Here is a 15,204-nt window from a genome sequence, read left to right as displayed (position 1 = left end):
GAGCACTTTCAGAATGAGACGCGCCAAAATTGTCGCTACCCTCGGGCCGGCAGCCGCCAGTTACGATCAAATTCGAGCCCTGATCGACGCGGGTGTCGATGTCTGCCGGATGAACCTGAGCCATGGTGACTACACCGTGCACGAGTCCGTCTACGCAAACATCCGCAAGGCAGCGAATGATTCCGGTCGTGCGGTCGCCGTCCTGGTGGACCTGCAGGGCCCGAAGATCCGGCTCGGCAAGTTCGAAGGCGGCCCTTATGAATTGGCCGTCGGCGACATCTTTAAGATCACCACGGATGACGTGCTCGGCACGAGGGAACTCTCCGGCACGACGTACAAGGGCCTGCCCAACGACGTCAAGCCCGGTGACTTCCTCCTCATCGACGACGGCAAGGTCAAGGTCGAGGTCGTCGCGACCAACGGGATCGTCGTCACGACGCGGGTCATCGTCGCCGGCCCGGTCTCGAACAACAAGGGCATCAACCTGCCCGGTGTTGCCGTCAACGTTCCCGCACTGTCCGAGAAGGATGAAGCAGACCTGCGCTGGGGCCTCCGCCTCGGCACCGACCTGATCGCCCTCTCCTTCGTGCGCGATGCGGCCGACATCACCCGCGTGCACGAGATCATGGCGGAGGAGGGCCGCAAGGTCCCCGTCATCGCCAAGATCGAGAAGCCGCAGGCCGTCGAGCACCTCGAAGAGATCATCGACGCCTTCGACTCGATCATGGTCGCCCGTGGCGACCTCGGCGTCGAGCTTCCGCTCGAAGCCGTCCCGATCGTGCAGAAGCACGCCGTCGAGCTCGCCCGACGGATGGCCAAGCCGGTCATCGTCGCGACGCAGATGCTCGAATCGATGATCCACAGCCCGGTCCCGACGCGCGCGGAAACGTCCGACGTCGCGAACGCCGTTCTCGACGGCGCGGACGCGGTCATGCTCAGCGGCGAGACCAGCGTCGGCGAATACCCCGTCGTCACGGTTCAGACCATGGCGCGGATTGTCGCATCCACCGAAGACCACGGTCTGGAGCGCATCGCGCCGCTCACGAACAAGCCGCGCACCCAGGGCGGGGCGATCACCCTCGCCGCGATCGAGGTCGCGGAGTTCGTCGACGCGAAGTTCCTCTGCATCTTCACCGAATCCGGAGACTCCGCCCGCCGGATGTCCCGCCTGCGGTCGAAGATCCCGATGCTCGCCTTCACGCCCGAGCCCGGCATCCGCCGCCGCCTCGCGCTCACCTGGGGCGTACAGACGTTCCTCGTGGACCGGGTCACGCACACGGACTCCATGTTCGGCCAGGTCGATGACATCCTGCTCGGCCAGGGCCTGGCCCAGCTCGGTGATAAGGTCGTCGTCATCAGCGGTTCCCCTCCCGGAATCGCCGGCTCGACGAACGACATCCGGGTGCACCGCATCGGCGACGCCCACAACGAGGTTGCTCCGGCATACGTCAAGCAGTAGTCCCGTTGAAAGGAAAGCCCCGTCGACCGTTCCGGTCGGCGGGGCTTTTCCTGTGTCGGGCGGGATCAGCCCGTCGCGCCCAGGAACGCGATGGCCGCGTCGCGGAAGGCGCGGGAAGTCGGCGCGTTGAAGTGGTTGCGGCCGGGGATCTCGAAGAAGGACCCGGCAGGCGTGGCCTCCGCGAGGGCCCGCGAAGCCTCGAGGATGCGATCCTCGCTCCCGGTCGCGAACAGGAGCGGCTGGGGCGGGGCATTGTCGGCTCCGGGCTGGGGTCCGCCGCGCATGCCCTCGACGAGTGCGACGAGCGCCCCGAGGTCGTTGCCGGGCAGGGCCTTCGCCATGGTCAGGTACGCGCCGGTGAGCCGGTCGCCCACCTCGGCGCCGTGCTCGATGTGCGCGCGGGCATCCGCGACCTGGAACCGCGTGAGCGGATCGCCGTCGGGAATCCCGCCGAGAACCGCCCGCACGATGCGCCCCTCGAGTTCCCTGGCTGCCTGCCAGCCGACCCTCGCTCCCAACGAATAGCCCGCGTACACCACTTCGTCGAGCAGGTAGGCGTCGAGCACCTGCTGCACGTCCGCGACGAGCGTGTCCATCGAGTACGCGGAGGGGGAGTGCGGCTTGTCGCTGAGGCCGTGGCCGCGCTGGTCGATGGCGATCACGTGGAATCCGGCGCGGAGGAGGTCCCTGGTCCAGCCGGTGGCGTGCCAGTTCGCCACGGCGCTCGACGCGAAGCCGTGCACGGCGAGCACGGTCGGGTGAGCCGGATCGCCGAATTCGTAGGTCGCGAGGTTCACCCCGTCCGCGGAATAGACGTAGCGATGGTCGGGCGCTGTTCGTGTGTTCATCAGTCACCATTTGACCACGGTGGAGTGGTGGGGACGGTCGCCGCAGCGGAGTCGGCGGGGTCAGACGTAATCTGGCGACATGAAGACGTATACCGCTGCCCAGCAGCGCGAGGCAGAGCAGCCTTACCTCGCCGCCGGTATTCCGCTGATGCAGCGGGCATCGACCGCGCTGGCCGCGGAGACGGCGGCGCTGCTCGTGGCGCGCCGCGGTACGGTGCGAGGCGCCGGGCTGCTTGTCCTCGCGGGAACGGGAAACAACGGTGGAGACGCGCTGTTCGCGGCGGCGTCGCTCGCGGCGGAGGGTGCCAGGGTCATCGTGGCGCCGACAGCGCGGACGATGCACGAGGAGGGCCTCGCCGCCGCGGTGGCGGCCGGTGCGCGGGCGCTCGGTCCTGAGGAGTCGCCCGCGCTTGTCGCACGGGAAGCGGCGTCGTGCGACGTGATCCTCGACGGCATCCTCGGAACGGGCACGAGCACGGACCCAGCACTCCGCGGCAGGGCCAGGGAAGTCGTGGCTGCGATCCTGGCCGTGCTGCACCCCGGTGCCGCGCAGGCGTCTGACGGAACCGGCAGGGAGCCGGTCGTCGTCGCCGTTGACCTGCCGAGCGGTGTCGGCGTGGATGACGGTGCCGTGCCGGATCCGACGGTGCTGCCCGCGACGGTGACCGTGACCTTCGGCGGCTGCAAACCGGGACTGCTCCGCTGGCCGGCCGCCGGGCTGGCCGGGCGGGTCGTCGTTGCCGATATCGGAATCGCACCTGAGCTCGAGCGAATCGCGGCCAGGGACCGCGCCGCTACTCTAGACGGGTGAGTGAACTGACAGTGAAATCCGATGCCGTGCAGCCCCCCGAATTCGTGGATGCGGTGCGCCCGGCCCGGTCGCAGGCCCTGCTCGACACGATGAAGGAACGGGTCGTCATCGCCGACGGTGCGATGGGCACGATGCTGCAGGAGCATAACCCGACGCTCGACGACTACCAGCAGGCTCGAGGGCTGCAACGAGATCCTGAACGTCAGCCGTCCCGACATGATCGAGGCGATCCATGGCGCGTACCTTGATACCGGCATCGACGCCGTCGAGAGCAACACCTTCGGAGCCAACTGGTCGAACCTCTCCGACTACGACATCGAGGACCGCATCGAGGAACTCGCGAGGCTCGGCGCGGCCATCGCCAGGAAAAGTGTCGAGGACTACGAGGCGAGGGACGGCCGGGTGCGCTGGGTGCTCGGTTCGATGGGGCCGGGCACCAAGCTCCCGAGCCTCGGCCACACCACATACGCTCACCTCAAGGCGACCTTCGCCGAGCAGGCCGTCGGACTGATCCGCGGGGGCGCAGACGCCTTCCTGATCGAGACCTCCCAGGATCTGTTGCAGACCAAGTCAGCGGTGAACGGGTGCAAGCAGGCGATCGCGGAGACCGGCATCCGCCTGCCGATCTTCGTCGAGGTGACCGTGGAGACGACCGGCACCATGCTGATGGGCAGTGAGATCGGAGCGGCGCTCACGGCGCTCGAGCCGCTCGGCATCGATGCGATCGGGCTGAACTGCGCCACCGGCCCCACCGAGATGAGCGAACACCTGCGTCATCTGGCCCGGTACTCGCACGTGCCGGTGATGTGCATGCCGAACGCCGGCCTGCCGATGCTCACGGCAACCGGGGCAAGCTACCCGCTCACGCCGGACCAGCTCGCCACGGCGCACGAACAGTTCGTCAAGGAGTTCGGGCTGGGCCTCGTCGGCGGATGCTGCGGGACCACTCCCGCGCACATGCAGGCGGTCGTCGACCGCCTGCGCGGCGCCTCCGTCAGTGAGCGCGCGATCGAAGAGGACCCCGGGGTCGCGAGCCTGTACCAGCACGTCAGCTTCGATCAGGACAGTGCCTTCCTCGCGATCGGGGAGCGCACGAACGCCAACGGGTCGCGCGCCTTCCGCGACGCGATGCTCGAGGAACGCTGGGACGACTGTGTCGACATCGCCCGCGCCCAGGTCCGCGACGGCGCCCACCTGCTCGACGTCTGCATCGACTATGTCGGGCGCGACGGCGTCGCGGACATCCGGCAGGTCGTCTCCCGGCTCGCGAGCGCCTCGACGCTGCCTCTCGTCGTCGACTCCACCGAACCGGCCGTGCTGCAGGCGGGCATGGAACTCATCGGCGGGCGCCCGGTGGTGAACTCGGTCAACTTCGAGGACGGCGAGGGCCCCGGCAGCCGCTTCGGCCGGATCATGCCGCTCGTGAAGGAACACGGGGCCGCCGTGATCGCCCTGACCATCGACGAGGAGGGTCAGGCCCGCACCGCGGAGCACAAGGTGCGCATCGCGACCCGGCTCGTCGAGACCCTCGTCACCGAGTGGGGGATGCGGGTCGAGGACATCATCGTCGACGCGCTGACCTTCCCGATCGCCACCGGCCAGGAGGAGACCCGCAGGGACGGCATCGAGACGATCGAGGCGATCCGGCAGATCAAGGCGAAGTACCCCGGCATCCACACGACGCTCGGGGTCTCGAACGTGTCCTTCGGACTGAACCCCGCGGCCAGGTCAGTGCTCAACTCCGTGTTCCTGCACGAGGCGACTGCGGCAGGGCTCGACTCCGCCATCGTCAACTCGGCCAAGATCGTGCCGCTCGCCTCGGTGCCGGACGACCGGCGCAAGGTGGCGCTCGACCTGGTCTGGGATCGTCGCGAGTACGACGTCGACGGCAACCTCACCTACGACCCGCTTGCCGCTCTCCTCGACCTGTTCGCCGGAGTCGACTCCGCCGCACTGAAGGACGAGCGCGCCGCTGAGCTCGCGGCCCTGCCGGTCGGTGAGCGTCTCGAACGTCGCATCATCGACGGAGAGGCCAAGGGGCTCGAGGCCGACCTCGACCTCGCCCGCGCCGGCGGGATGAGCGCCCTCGACATCGTCAACGTGCACCTGCTCGCCGGCATGCAGATCGTCGGGGCCCGGTTCGGCAGCGGAGAGATGCAGCTGCCGTTCGTGCTGCAGTCCGCCGAGGTGATGAAGGCCGCCGTCGCGCTCCTCGAGCCGCACATGGAGAAGTCGGAAGCGGCGGGCAAGGGCACGATGGTGCTCGCGACTGTGCGCGGAGACGTGCACGACATCGGCAAGAACCTCGTCGACATCATTCTGACCAACAACGGTTACGACGTCGTCAACATCGGGATCAAGAAGACGATCAACGAGATCATCGCGGCAGCGGAGGAGCACAACGCCGACGTGATCGGCATGAGCGGGCTGCTCGTCAAGTCAACGGTCGTCATGAAGGAGAACCTGCTCGAACTGAACAACCGGGGGCTCGCCACGAAGTGGCCCGTCATCCTCGGCGGCGCAGCACTTACCCGCGCCTACGTCGAGGAAGACCTTGCCGGCCTGTTCGACGGGCAGGTCCGGTATGCGCGGGACGCTTTCGAGGGCCTGAAGCTGATGGAGCCGCTCGTGGCCATCGCCCGCGGCGCCGACCCGGCATCCGTCGGGCTGCCGCCCCTGAAACAACGCATTCACAAGCGCAGCCTGCTCACCGTCACCGAGCCGGACGCCATGCCGGTGCGCAGCGACGTTGCCGCGGACAACCCGGTGCCGGTGCCGCCGTTCTGGGGGACCCGGATCGTCAAGGGCGTCGCCCTCGCCGAGTACTCGGCGTTCCTCGACGAACGGGCGACCTTCATGGGCCAGTGGGGCCTCAAGCCCAGCCGGGCCGAAGATGGCGCCAGTTACCAGGAACTCGTCGACACCGAGGGCAGGCCGCGGCTGCGCTACTGGCTCGACCGGATCCTCGCAGAGGGCATGCTCGACGCCTCCGTCGCGTACGGCTACTTCCCCGCATACAGCGAGGGCAACGATCTCGTGGTGCTGCACCACGGCGACGACCCGGACGGAAGCCTCGGCACGCCGGGCCTGCGCGCGCCGGACGGCGGTTCCGGCGGACCGGTCGGCACCGAACGGCTGCGGTTCTCCTTCCCGCGCCAGAGACGGGACCGGCACCTGTGCCTCGCCGACTTCGTCCGCCCGCGCGAGTCCGGCCAGGTGGACGTCGTCGCGCTCCAGCTCGTCACGGCCGGCGCCAATGTCGACAGCGTGACCGCGAAGCTCTTCGCCGCGAACAAATACCGCGACTACCTGGAGCTCAACGGCCTCACCATGCAGCTCACCGAGTCCCTCGCCGAGTACTGGCACGCCCGCGTGCGCGCGGAGCTCGGCCTTGGCGCCGAGGACCCGACCGACGTGGCCGGCATGTTCAAGCTCGTGTACCGCGGCGCCCGCTTCTCGCTCGGCTACCCGGCCTGCCCCGAGATGGAGGACCGCCGCAAGGTCGTCGAACTGCTCAGGCCCGAGCGGATGGGTGTCGTGCTGTCCGAGGAGCCTGCAACTTCATCCGGAGCAGTCGACGGATGCCTTCGTGTTCCATCACCCGGAAGCGAAGTACTTCTCGGTCTAGGGTCGCGCCGCGCGCCGGGCAGTTTGGCCCGGCGCAGGGCGGCGAGGGCCGCCGGTCCGACCAGGCAGATGCCGAGCACTGTCGTCACGGCTCGCACCGTGTCCCACGTGAGCGTCGACGTAACGAGCGAGTAGAGGCCGAAGGAAGCCAGGTTCGTGCCCAGGGACGCACCGGGGGAGTAGGAGATGCCGGTCCCCGAGCCAACGGCGAACGGCCAGAACCACAGGTTCATCACGAGCCCGAACAGGTAGGACGCAACGACGCCGTAGCACGCGAGCATGGCGATCTCGACGCGCGCGCCCGCGCGCGGTCCCATCCGGCCGACCCGACCTTCGCTCCCGAGCCGCGGCAGCAGGGCAGGCTCCGGCGCCCACCCAGCCGCAGGCGAACATCTGGAACGGGGTCCACGGCCCGAACCCGCCCCAGAGCACCGAAGACACCGCGATGGTCAGCAGTCCGAGCAGCAGGCCGAACCGTGCGCCGTAGACCCGACCGGCCAGGATCAACAGGATGAACACGGCCTCGACACCGCCGACGCCCGTGCCCGCGATCCGGACCGCAGGCTCCGACGGCCGCGAGCACCCCGAGGAGGGCCACCGTCTTCGCGGTGTACATTTCGCGGTCCACCACGAGGGCGAGCGCGACGATCACGGCAGGCACGAGAGCGAACGCGATGAACGGAACGGCGTCCTGCGCGTCCCGGGGTACGGCGGCGGCGAACAGCGGCCAGGCGAATCCCGCGGCGGCGAGCAGGCTGCCGCCCCACAAAACGGCGGATGTCCAGCGACCGCTTCTGCGCTTCACTGGGTCACCCGCGGGTCAGGGCCGGTGGTGCAGACAGCGCCGAGAGTTCCTGCGGCTGGGGCCGTGCCCGTCGTCGTTCCCGTCTTCGTTCCCGTTGTCGTGCGCGTCGTCGAGCGCGGTTCCGTTGAGGACTCGCCGCCGGTTTCCGCGCCGCCGTACTCAGCGCCGGTCACCCGTCCGGCCTCGAGGTGAAGTGCCCGGGTGGCGAAGTGCCGGGCGAAGTCGCGGTCGTGTGTCGCGAACAGCACCGCGCATTCCCGGTTGGACGCGCGCTGCAGCGCCGCTCCCACGAGCGCGCGGGCGGCGGCGTCGAGGCCGCGGGTGGGCTCGTCGATGAGCAGCACCCGAGGTGCGGCTGCGAGCTGGATCGCGATCGCGAGGCAGAGCCGCTGGCCCGCCGACAGGTCCCGCGGGTGGCGCTCGAGAAGCGGTGCCGCTGTGGCGGAGTCGTGGCCGAGAAGCCGCGCGAACGTCCCGGCGGTGGAGCCCGGGTCGGACATCGCGCTTCGCCCGCCACGCCGGCCCGCCCTTCTCCCGGTCCTTCGGTCCGCCGTCGACCGGTCGCTGCGGCGGCACTCGTCCGCGACGGTCGTGGCGAAGAACAGGTCGTCGAAATTCTCCGGTACGAGTGCGACGGCCCGGCGCCGGGTCTTCCGGGGCAGCAGAGCGACGTCCTGCCCGGCGACGATCACGGTCCCGCGGGCCGGGGGCAGCGCGAGCGCGTTCAGAAGGCTGCTCTTGCCCGCGCCGTTCCGGCCTTCCAGGGCGACGATCTCGCCGGCCGCGAGTTCGAGGGACACCCCGTCCACGACGGTCCGGTCACCGTGTCGAACCGTCAGGCCGTGGATGCCGGCGAGCGGCCCTGCGTTGGCCGGCACCTCGTTGGCCGGCACCTCGTCGGCAGGCACCTCGGCGGGCGGTCCGTAGCCAGCGCCCGGCGTCGCGAGGCCGTGGTCGCCGACCCGGCCGGGCGGGAGCTCACCGGGCAGCAGCATGCGCGCGCGGTGCCCCTCGAGCACGAGCCAGGCATCCGTGATCGAACCGAATTCGCGGGTGTTGTGCTCGGCAACCACGACGCAGACCCCGGCTTCGTGGGCCAGCCGGTCGAGCGCCACGTAGACCCTGTCCTTCGCGATGAGGTCGAGTTCGGCGAGCGGTTCGTCGATGAGCAGGAGCACCGGACGCCGGATCAGGGCGCCACCGAGGGAGACGAGGGTGGCCTCTCCTGCTGAGAGCGCCGAGACGGGGCGGGCAAGCAACTGCGTGATGCCGAGTTGCTCCGCCACCTCCCGCACCCGCTGCTCCACGATCACCGCGGCGAGGCCGCGGACGGCGAGAGCGAAACCGATCTCCTCCGTAACGGTCTCGGCGACGAAGGACAGCCGCACGTTCTGGGGCACCAGGCCGACGAAGCCGGCCGTGTCGCGCGGGGGAGTCTCGGCCCGGTCGGCGCCGCCGATCTCGATCCGGCCGGCCTGGTGACCATTGTGGAAGTGCTGGAACAGTCCGCTCATCGCCTGGAGCAGGCCGGACTTGCCAGAACCGGTCGGCCCGACGATGACCGTGAGCGTGCCGGGGGCGAGCGCGAGGTCGAGGTGCTCGAGGCGCCAGTCCCCGTCGAAATCGAGCGCGGCATCCGTCATGAGCACGGGCACCTCACAGGCACCGTCCACCGCCCTGGTCGACGCGAATCCGCGGGTCTCCATCGATGCGGCGAGGGACAGGGCACGCTCGATGGTCTGCTCGAAAACCGGGACCAGCAGCGCTGCCACGGTCCGCTCACCACGGAGTGCGGCGGCCAGGCGGACCCGCCTGACCGAGTCGAGCAGCGCGGGAAACGTGGCCCACGCGATCACGAGAGCGCGGGACACCGTGCGCAGCGGCCCGCGGCGAGCGCCGCGGGCAAACAGGCGGCTCACGTCGACGACCGCGTTGAGCGCCCCGAAGAAGACGATCACCGCGGCGACCGGGAGCGCGCTGAGTGCCGCGTTCCAGATTCCGCCCGTCGTGACGGTTCCGAACAGCGCCACGTGGCTGAATGGGCCGGCGAGCGGGATGCGGGGCAGGTCGAGCAGCACCGCGCCGCCGCCGCCTCCTCCGCCGAAGAGCAACCGATAGCCCACCCGCAGACCGATGAATCCGAGCGCGAGCAGCATGGCCGCGCGCAGGGGAGCCGGACGGAAGCGGAACACCGGGGTCGGAGCCTTAGCTGCCGGGTGTCGGGGTCTCGGTGCCCGTGGTGAACACGAGGCCGAGGGACTGTCCCGGCGTCACCTGGAGGCTGCCGAGGCCCTCCTGGGCGTATTCCCAGGCCGCCCCCGGGGTGGGCTGGATCCACAGCGCCCAGTAGGCGTATGCGGGTGCCATCGACTGGCACGATTCGACGAACGAGGCCTGGCCCGTGACCGTGACTGTTTCGTCGGCGGCGGGGCGCCCGTTCACGCGGCAGACGACCTGGTCGCCGTACTGGACGGTTCCCTCGGTCGAGACCGCGGCGGTCTTCATCACGTCGCTCGCGGCGATCGTGGTCGCCGTCGCCACGCAGTCGGTGATCTTCGGTGCGGCGAGGGTTCCGAAATCGACGACAACCCTGACACCGGAGCAGGCCTCCGGCGAGGCAGACTCCGTGGGAGCGGCCGCTGCGGCGGTTCCGGGCGTGGCGGTCGCGCCGGTCGAGGTGGACGAGCCGGTGGCGCAACCGCTGAGCGCCAGCGCTCCGAGCAGGGTGAGCGTAACGAGTGCTGGCATCTTCATGCCCCCCAGAATACTGAGCGGCAAGCCGGAATCGGAATTCGTCAGACGCGCAGGGTCACCGTGCTGGAGCAGGCCGGCGACACCGGTGCCGGGCCTGCATCACAGCGCAGGCACTCGCTCGGCCGGGAGGGGAAGCGCGGGCGCGGTCCCGTCGCCGAACGGACGCCCGCCCAGGGCCTCGCGACCCGACGGTTCGAGCCAGCCGCGCGCATCCGGCCCTTTCGGGACGATGCCACTCGGATTGATGTCACTGTGGGTGACGTAGTAGTGGCGTTTGATCTGATCGAAGTCGATGGTGTCGCCGAATCCCGGCGTCTGGAACAGGTCCCTCGCGTATGCCCACAGCACGGGCATCTCGCTGAGCTTGTTGCGGTTGCACTTGAAGTGCCCGTGGTACACGGCGTCGAAGCGTGCGAGCGTTGTGAAGAGTCGGATGTCGGCCTCGGTGATGGTGTCGCCGACGAGGTAGCGCTGGGTCGTGAGGCGGTCTTCCAACCAGTCCAGCCTGGCGAACAGAGTGTCGTATGCCCGCTCGTAGGACTTCTGGCTGCCGGCAAAACCGCACTTGTAGACGCCGTTGTTGACATCGTGGAAGATCAGGTCGGCGACCTCGTCGATTTCGGCGCGATGCTCGACGGGATACAGATCGGGAGCACCGGGACGGTGATACTCGACCCATTCGGTTTCGAAGTCGATCGTGATCTGCGGGTAGTTGTTGGTGACGACCCGTCCGCTCGGAACGTCCACGATCGCGGGAACCGTGATGCCGCGCGGGTAGTCCGGGAATCTCGCGAAATAGGCCTGCTGGAGCCGTTCAATGCCGAGCACCGGGTCGACGGCGCCGGGGTCGAGGTCGAAGGTCCAGCTGTTCTTGTCGTGTGTCGGTCCGGGAAGGCCCAGCGAGATGACCTCCTCCAGCCCGAGCAGGCGCCGGACGATCGCCGTTCGGTTCGCCCACGGACAGGCCCGCGCGGCCACGAGCCGGTACCTGCCGGGCTCAACGGGCCAGCCGTCGCGAGCGTCGCGGGTGATGCGGTCCTCAATATAGTGAGTGTCGCGATCGAAGGGCTGTCCCGGTTCGATGTAGCTCGGCTTCAGGTCTGCGCCCTCGGGCATTGGGGTGGTCATTCCTCAACGGTAGCGGTGGCGCGAGATGACACAGCGCGAGAATTTACCTCGCGGTAACGGAGTCGCGTCATTCTGGATGATGTGCAGCGGCTACTCTCCGAGGAAGGCATTCAGAGGAGATACTGCATGATCGGTCGCGTTGACCCGTTTATCGGCACCGAGGTAACGGACCTTCCTCCCCAGACCGGTCTCGCCGCGACGTGGTGGTGGCCGAAGCCGCAGATCGGGAACACGCACCCTGGCGCCACCTACCCTCTCGGGATGGTGTCGGCCTGCGCCTATTCGGGCGCCTATCCGACGGGGTACGGCCGGTACGACCTCTCGCTCGAGGGCATCCCGCCCCTCCTGCATGAGCGTCACCTCGCTTCGGGATTCGCGCATTTCCAGCAGTCCGGTACCGGCGCCATCCGCAAGTACTACAACTATTTCCGCGTCACGCCGATGATCGAACCCCTCGACGTGCTCGGCCGTACCTGGGAGCTGACCGACGAACAGGCCGAGCCGGGCTGGTATTCCGGAACCCTCGACTCGGGCATCACCGCGGAGCTCACCGTCGGGCCGAAGAGCGCGGTGCACCGGTACACCTTCCCCGCACACTCCAAGGCGCGGGTCGTCATCGACTTCTCGCACGGCGGCCTGTCGATCCCGTACGGCGCCACGATCCCGGTGCGGGCCCACCTCGAGTGCCTCGAGCCCGGAGTCGCGAGTGGCGAGATCGTCGTGGAGGGCGCCCCTCTCTCGGTGTACATCGAGTGCGACAACCCCCAGTGGCGTCAGATGCTCTGGTACGACAGGCGCCTGATGCCCGGTGGGACCCGGCTCGACTTCGACCATATCCGGCCGACGACCTTGCGTCCGTTCGGCCTGATGTGGGCCGGTCCGAGCGAGGAGGGCCAGACGATCGAGCTGCGGATCGGATTCTCCCTGCGGGGCGTCGAGCAGGCCAAGCGCAACCTCGAGGCGGACTGCGGAACCGGACCGGCGCAATTCACGCCTCGCCGCGAGCAGACCCAGAAGGTCTGGCGCAAGAAGCTCAAGGGCATCACGGTGAGGACACCGTCTGCCGCTCGCCAGACGGTGTTCTCGACGGCGCTGTACCACGCCCTGATCAAGCCCTGCCTGGCCCCGTCGGAGAGCCCGTTCTGGCCGACGGACGGGCCGTTCGTGTTCGACATCAGCACGATGTGGGACATCTACCGCACCCAGCTGCCGCTGATCACCGCACTGATGCCGGAACGGGCCGTCGAGCTGGCGAACGCGATGATCACCATCTCGGAGGAGGAGGGCAACTTCCCCATCGGGTACCGGATGGCCCGGGGAGCGACCGTTTCTCGCGGCAGGCGAGTGCTCTGGCCCACACCTTCCTCTCCGACCTGTGCCAGCTCGGCCTGCCCGGTATCGACTGGGACTGGGCCCTGGTGCACATGTCCGACGACCTGCGCCGCACCTACGGTGAGGAGTTCCTGGTGCACGGGGAGGCGCATCCGATCAGCCACACCCTCGACCTCGCGTTCGGATACTGGTGCACCGCGAAGGTCGCCGGGCATGTCGGCGACAGGGCCCTCGTCGAGCAGTTCGTCGCCCTGGCCGAGCGCTGGGTGAACGCCTACGACCCGGTCACCGGCCTCCTGAAGGACTCCACGTACTACGAGGGCACCCGGCACAACTACTCGTTCCGGCTGGTGCACGACATGGATGCCCGCATCGCCCTGAGTGGAGGGGCCGAGCGGTTCATCGCGCAGGCTCGACGAGTTCTTCGGCTACGGCGCCGAGCCGGTGAAGCAGCTCGTCCGGGGCTCCGGCCCGGAGGAAATCATTGCCGGCTATCGCCTTGGCCGATTCGAGGGGCTGAACAACGAACCCGACATGGAAGCGCCGTGGTCGTACCACTACGTGGGTCGGCCGGACCGCACGGCCGAGATCGTGCACAACATCGTGCACCAGCAGTTCGGCACCGGGCGGGGCGGGCTCCCGGGCAACGACGACTCCGGTGGACTGAGTTCCTGGTTCGTGTGGGCCTCACTCGGGCTGTTCCCCGTCGCCGGCCAGAACATCTTCCTCGTCAATGCGCCATCGTTCGAGAAGTCGACGTTCTCTGTCGGTAAGCACTCGTTCACCATCCGTACTCGTGGATTCATTGAACCGACACCCGGCGGACCCGTACAGTATGTGCAGGCTATTGAATTCAACGGGGAACCGCTCGAGCGCACGTGGCTCAGCGGAAACGAATTCCACGCGGGTGGCGACCTCGTCGTGGACTTAGGGCCTGAGCCGAGCAGCTGGGGAACGACGGACCTCCCACCCTCGACGCCATCATCCTTGTCACCATCACGAGCGTCACGATCCACGGGAGAGACACCATGAATTCTGTTGAGAACCGGCTTGTCATCGTGGTCCGGGCCGATCCGGTCATCTGCGGCCACTCCGTCGAAGCGCGCAACCTCGCGGAGACCGCGCTCGAGCGCGGCTTCGACGAGGTGCGGATCGTCACGTGGCCGATCGACAAGCTCCAGGCCTCCGGGCTGCCGCTCAAGCCGCTCGACTCCGTGCTGCCGTACAGCAAGGGAATCTTTGTCGACCGGCCTGCTCCGGTCGGCGACTACAAGGTGCTCGATGGCCGCCACCTCGCCGGGGTCACCGGTCGGCTGATCGAGCTCTTCACCGACGGTGTGCCGACGGTGTGCCTGTCGCTCTACCTGACCCCTCACACGCTCGCGGTCTCCGATGCAGTCCGGGCCGCGTGGGGGACCGGGCTGCCGGTCAACGTCACGACGATTGCAGAGGCGGTCGGTTCGGATGTCACGAACGTGGTGCGTACCGCCGTCGAGGAGGGACGGTTCGGCGCCGCAGCGCACATCCTGTCGAGCTACCTGGGCCAGGACTACTGTGTCGCCGTCTCCGAATACACCCGTCAGCTCATCATCACCGAGGCGGAGCTCGTCGACGAGCACCATGGCACCCGGTACGCGGCCCAGTGCCGCGAGCGGATCACGATCTCCTACCCGGCGATCGACGCCGACTCGTACCTGCACCTCGACGAGAGTGTCGTCGAGGATGTGCTGACCGCCCGCGGTCTCGAACGCGACGGGTACATCCTGTTCCTTTCCCGTCTCACCGCGGCGAAGGGCGTCGACGATCTCATCGCCGGGTACGCGATCAGCGCGGCCAGCCAGAGCAAGATCCTCGTGATCGCGGGCCGTGGCCCGCAGTCCGAGGCGCTCCGGGCGATAGCAGCGGCCTCACCGCTCGCTGACCGCATCCGGTTCCTCGATGACGTCGGTGATGCGGAGAAGCCGTACCTGATGGCCGGATGTGCCGCCTTCGTGCTTCCGAGCAAACCACGGCCGGAGTTCGTGGAGACGTTCGGCATCGCTTTGGCCGAGAAGATGCTGGCCGGCGGCGGTCCCGTGATCACGACGGTCACAGGCGGCATCGGCGAAGCGGTGGGCGACCACGCCCTGATCATCCCCGTCGAGGACCCGCAGGCGATCGCCGAGGCGATCGACCACGCAATTCTCGAAACCACGGCGGATGAACGCAGGGACTGGGCAGACCGAGCGCGCGAGTACGCGATGCAGTTCGACCGGCGCAACGTCTTCGACAAGATGTTCGCCCCGTTGCGCGACACCGCCGAGGTCCCGCACCAGTAGGAGCCGCAGCAGTAGGAGCGGAGCCGGGGGTCAGACCAGACGCGGGCCAGACGGCGGGTCTGAAACCGCGAAGTCTGAAGCGGTGGCGTCTGAAGCGGTGAAGTCTGAAGCGCCGATGTCTG

At 68.5% G+C, this 15,204-nt stretch carries 9 protein-coding genes and 2 pseudogenes; 7 read left to right on the top strand and 4 right to left on the bottom strand.

Features of this window, described 5'->3' with window-relative positions; genetic code table 11:
- Positions 1-13: 13 nt before the first annotated feature.
- Positions 14-1,459 carry a pyruvate kinase gene (gene pyk / locus KIV56_RS02785; RefSeq protein ID WP_281535072.1) on the top strand — a complete coding sequence of 482 codons (1,446 nt, stop codon included), beginning with the start codon at positions 14-16 and terminating at the stop codon, positions 1,457-1,459.
- 65 nt (positions 1,460-1,524) lie between these two features.
- On the opposite strand, the gene KIV56_RS02780 is transcribed toward pyk, so the two are convergent.
- The gene (locus tag KIV56_RS02780) at positions 1,525-2,307 is read right to left on the bottom strand and encodes an alpha/beta fold hydrolase (protein WP_281535071.1); all 783 of its coding nucleotides are present in this window, start codon (positions 2,305-2,307) and stop codon (positions 1,525-1,527) included.
- Positions 2,308-2,386: 79 nt separating this feature from the next.
- Here KIV56_RS02780 and KIV56_RS02775 point away from each other — a divergent pair, with 79 nt between their 5' ends.
- Together KIV56_RS02775 and metH are read left to right on the top strand one after the other, a co-directional pair.
- On the top strand, positions 2,387-3,118 hold the full coding sequence (locus tag KIV56_RS02775) for an NAD(P)H-hydrate epimerase (RefSeq protein ID WP_281535070.1): 732 nt from the start codon (positions 2,387-2,389) through the stop codon (positions 3,116-3,118).
- An 89-nt stretch (positions 3,119-3,207) separates the two neighbouring features.
- Positions 3,208-6,746: pseudogene (metH, locus tag KIV56_RS02770) on the top strand (methionine synthase).
- 800 nt (positions 6,747-7,546) lie between these two features.
- On the opposite strand, the gene KIV56_RS02765 reads toward metH, so the two are convergent.
- From KIV56_RS02765 to KIV56_RS02755, 3 genes are all read right to left on the bottom strand, one after another.
- On the bottom strand, positions 7,547-9,742 hold the full coding sequence (locus KIV56_RS02765; protein WP_281535069.1) for an ATP-binding cassette domain-containing protein: 2,196 nt from the start codon (positions 9,740-9,742) through the stop codon (positions 7,547-7,549).
- Positions 9,743-9,755: 13 nt separating this feature from the next.
- A complete protein-coding gene (locus KIV56_RS02760; protein ID WP_281535068.1) occupies positions 9,756-10,298 on the bottom strand; it encodes a hypothetical protein in 543 nt (180 codons plus the stop codon).
- Positions 10,299-10,403: 105 nt separating this feature from the next.
- A complete protein-coding gene (locus KIV56_RS02755) occupies positions 10,404-11,432 on the bottom strand; it encodes a glutathione S-transferase family protein (protein ID WP_281535067.1) in 1,029 nt (342 codons plus the stop codon).
- A gap of 126 nt (positions 11,433-11,558) precedes the next feature.
- Here KIV56_RS02755 and KIV56_RS02750 point away from each other — a divergent pair, with 126 nt between their 5' ends.
- The 4 genes and pseudogenes from KIV56_RS02750 (at position 11,559) to KIV56_RS02735 (ending at position 15,082) form a co-directional block, all read left to right on the top strand.
- The gene (locus KIV56_RS02750; RefSeq protein ID WP_281535066.1) at positions 11,559-13,034 is read left to right on the top strand and encodes a glycoside hydrolase domain-containing protein; all 1,476 of its coding nucleotides are present in this window, start codon (positions 11,559-11,561) and stop codon (positions 13,032-13,034) included.
- Positions 12,968-13,123 (top strand): annotated as a pseudogene (locus tag KIV56_RS02745) (hypothetical protein); the annotation flags it as partial. The gene KIV56_RS02750 and the pseudogene KIV56_RS02745, both read left to right, overlap by 67 nt.
- A 22-nt stretch (positions 13,124-13,145) precedes the next feature.
- The gene (locus KIV56_RS02740) at positions 13,146-13,796 is read left to right on the top strand and encodes a glycoside hydrolase domain-containing protein (protein WP_281535065.1); all 651 of its coding nucleotides are present in this window, start codon (positions 13,146-13,148) and stop codon (positions 13,794-13,796) included.
- Positions 13,793-15,082 (top strand): glycosyltransferase, encoded by a 1,290-nt coding sequence (locus KIV56_RS02735; RefSeq protein ID WP_281535064.1) that lies wholly within the window; start codon positions 13,793-13,795, stop codon positions 15,080-15,082. Before KIV56_RS02740 ends, KIV56_RS02735 begins: the two co-directional genes overlap by 4 nt.
- The last annotated feature ends 122 nt before the right edge of the window (positions 15,083-15,204 follow it).

The sequence above is a fragment of the Cryobacterium breve genome (assembly GCF_027594785.1).
GTDB lineage: Bacteria > Actinomycetota > Actinomycetes > Actinomycetales > Microbacteriaceae > Cryobacterium > Cryobacterium breve_A.
This window is presented reverse-complemented; position numbering and strand designations above follow the sequence as displayed.

Bases quoted from the DNA above. Each gene is read 5' to 3' on its own strand.
- KIV56_RS02750 (WP_281535066.1), top strand. From the start codon at position 11,559: ATGATCGGTCGCGTTGACCCGTTTATCGGCACCGAGGTAACGGACCTT.
- KIV56_RS02775 (WP_281535070.1), top strand. From the start codon at position 2,387: ATGAAGACGTATACCGCTGCCCAGCAGCGCGAGGCAGAGCAGCCTTAC.
- KIV56_RS02780 (WP_281535071.1), bottom strand. From the start codon at position 2,307: ATGAACACACGAACAGCGCCCGACCATCGCTACGTCTATTCCGCGGAC.
- pyk (WP_281535072.1), top strand. From the start codon at position 14: ATGAGACGCGCCAAAATTGTCGCTACCCTCGGGCCGGCAGCCGCCAGT.
- KIV56_RS02755 (WP_281535067.1), bottom strand. From the start codon at position 11,432: ATGACCACCCCAATGCCCGAGGGCGCAGACCTGAAGCCGAGCTACATC.
- KIV56_RS02735 (WP_281535064.1), top strand. From the start codon at position 13,793: ATGAATTCTGTTGAGAACCGGCTTGTCATCGTGGTCCGGGCCGATCCG.
- KIV56_RS02760 (WP_281535068.1), bottom strand. From the start codon at position 10,298: ATGCCAGCACTCGTTACGCTCACCCTGCTCGGAGCGCTGGCGCTCAGC.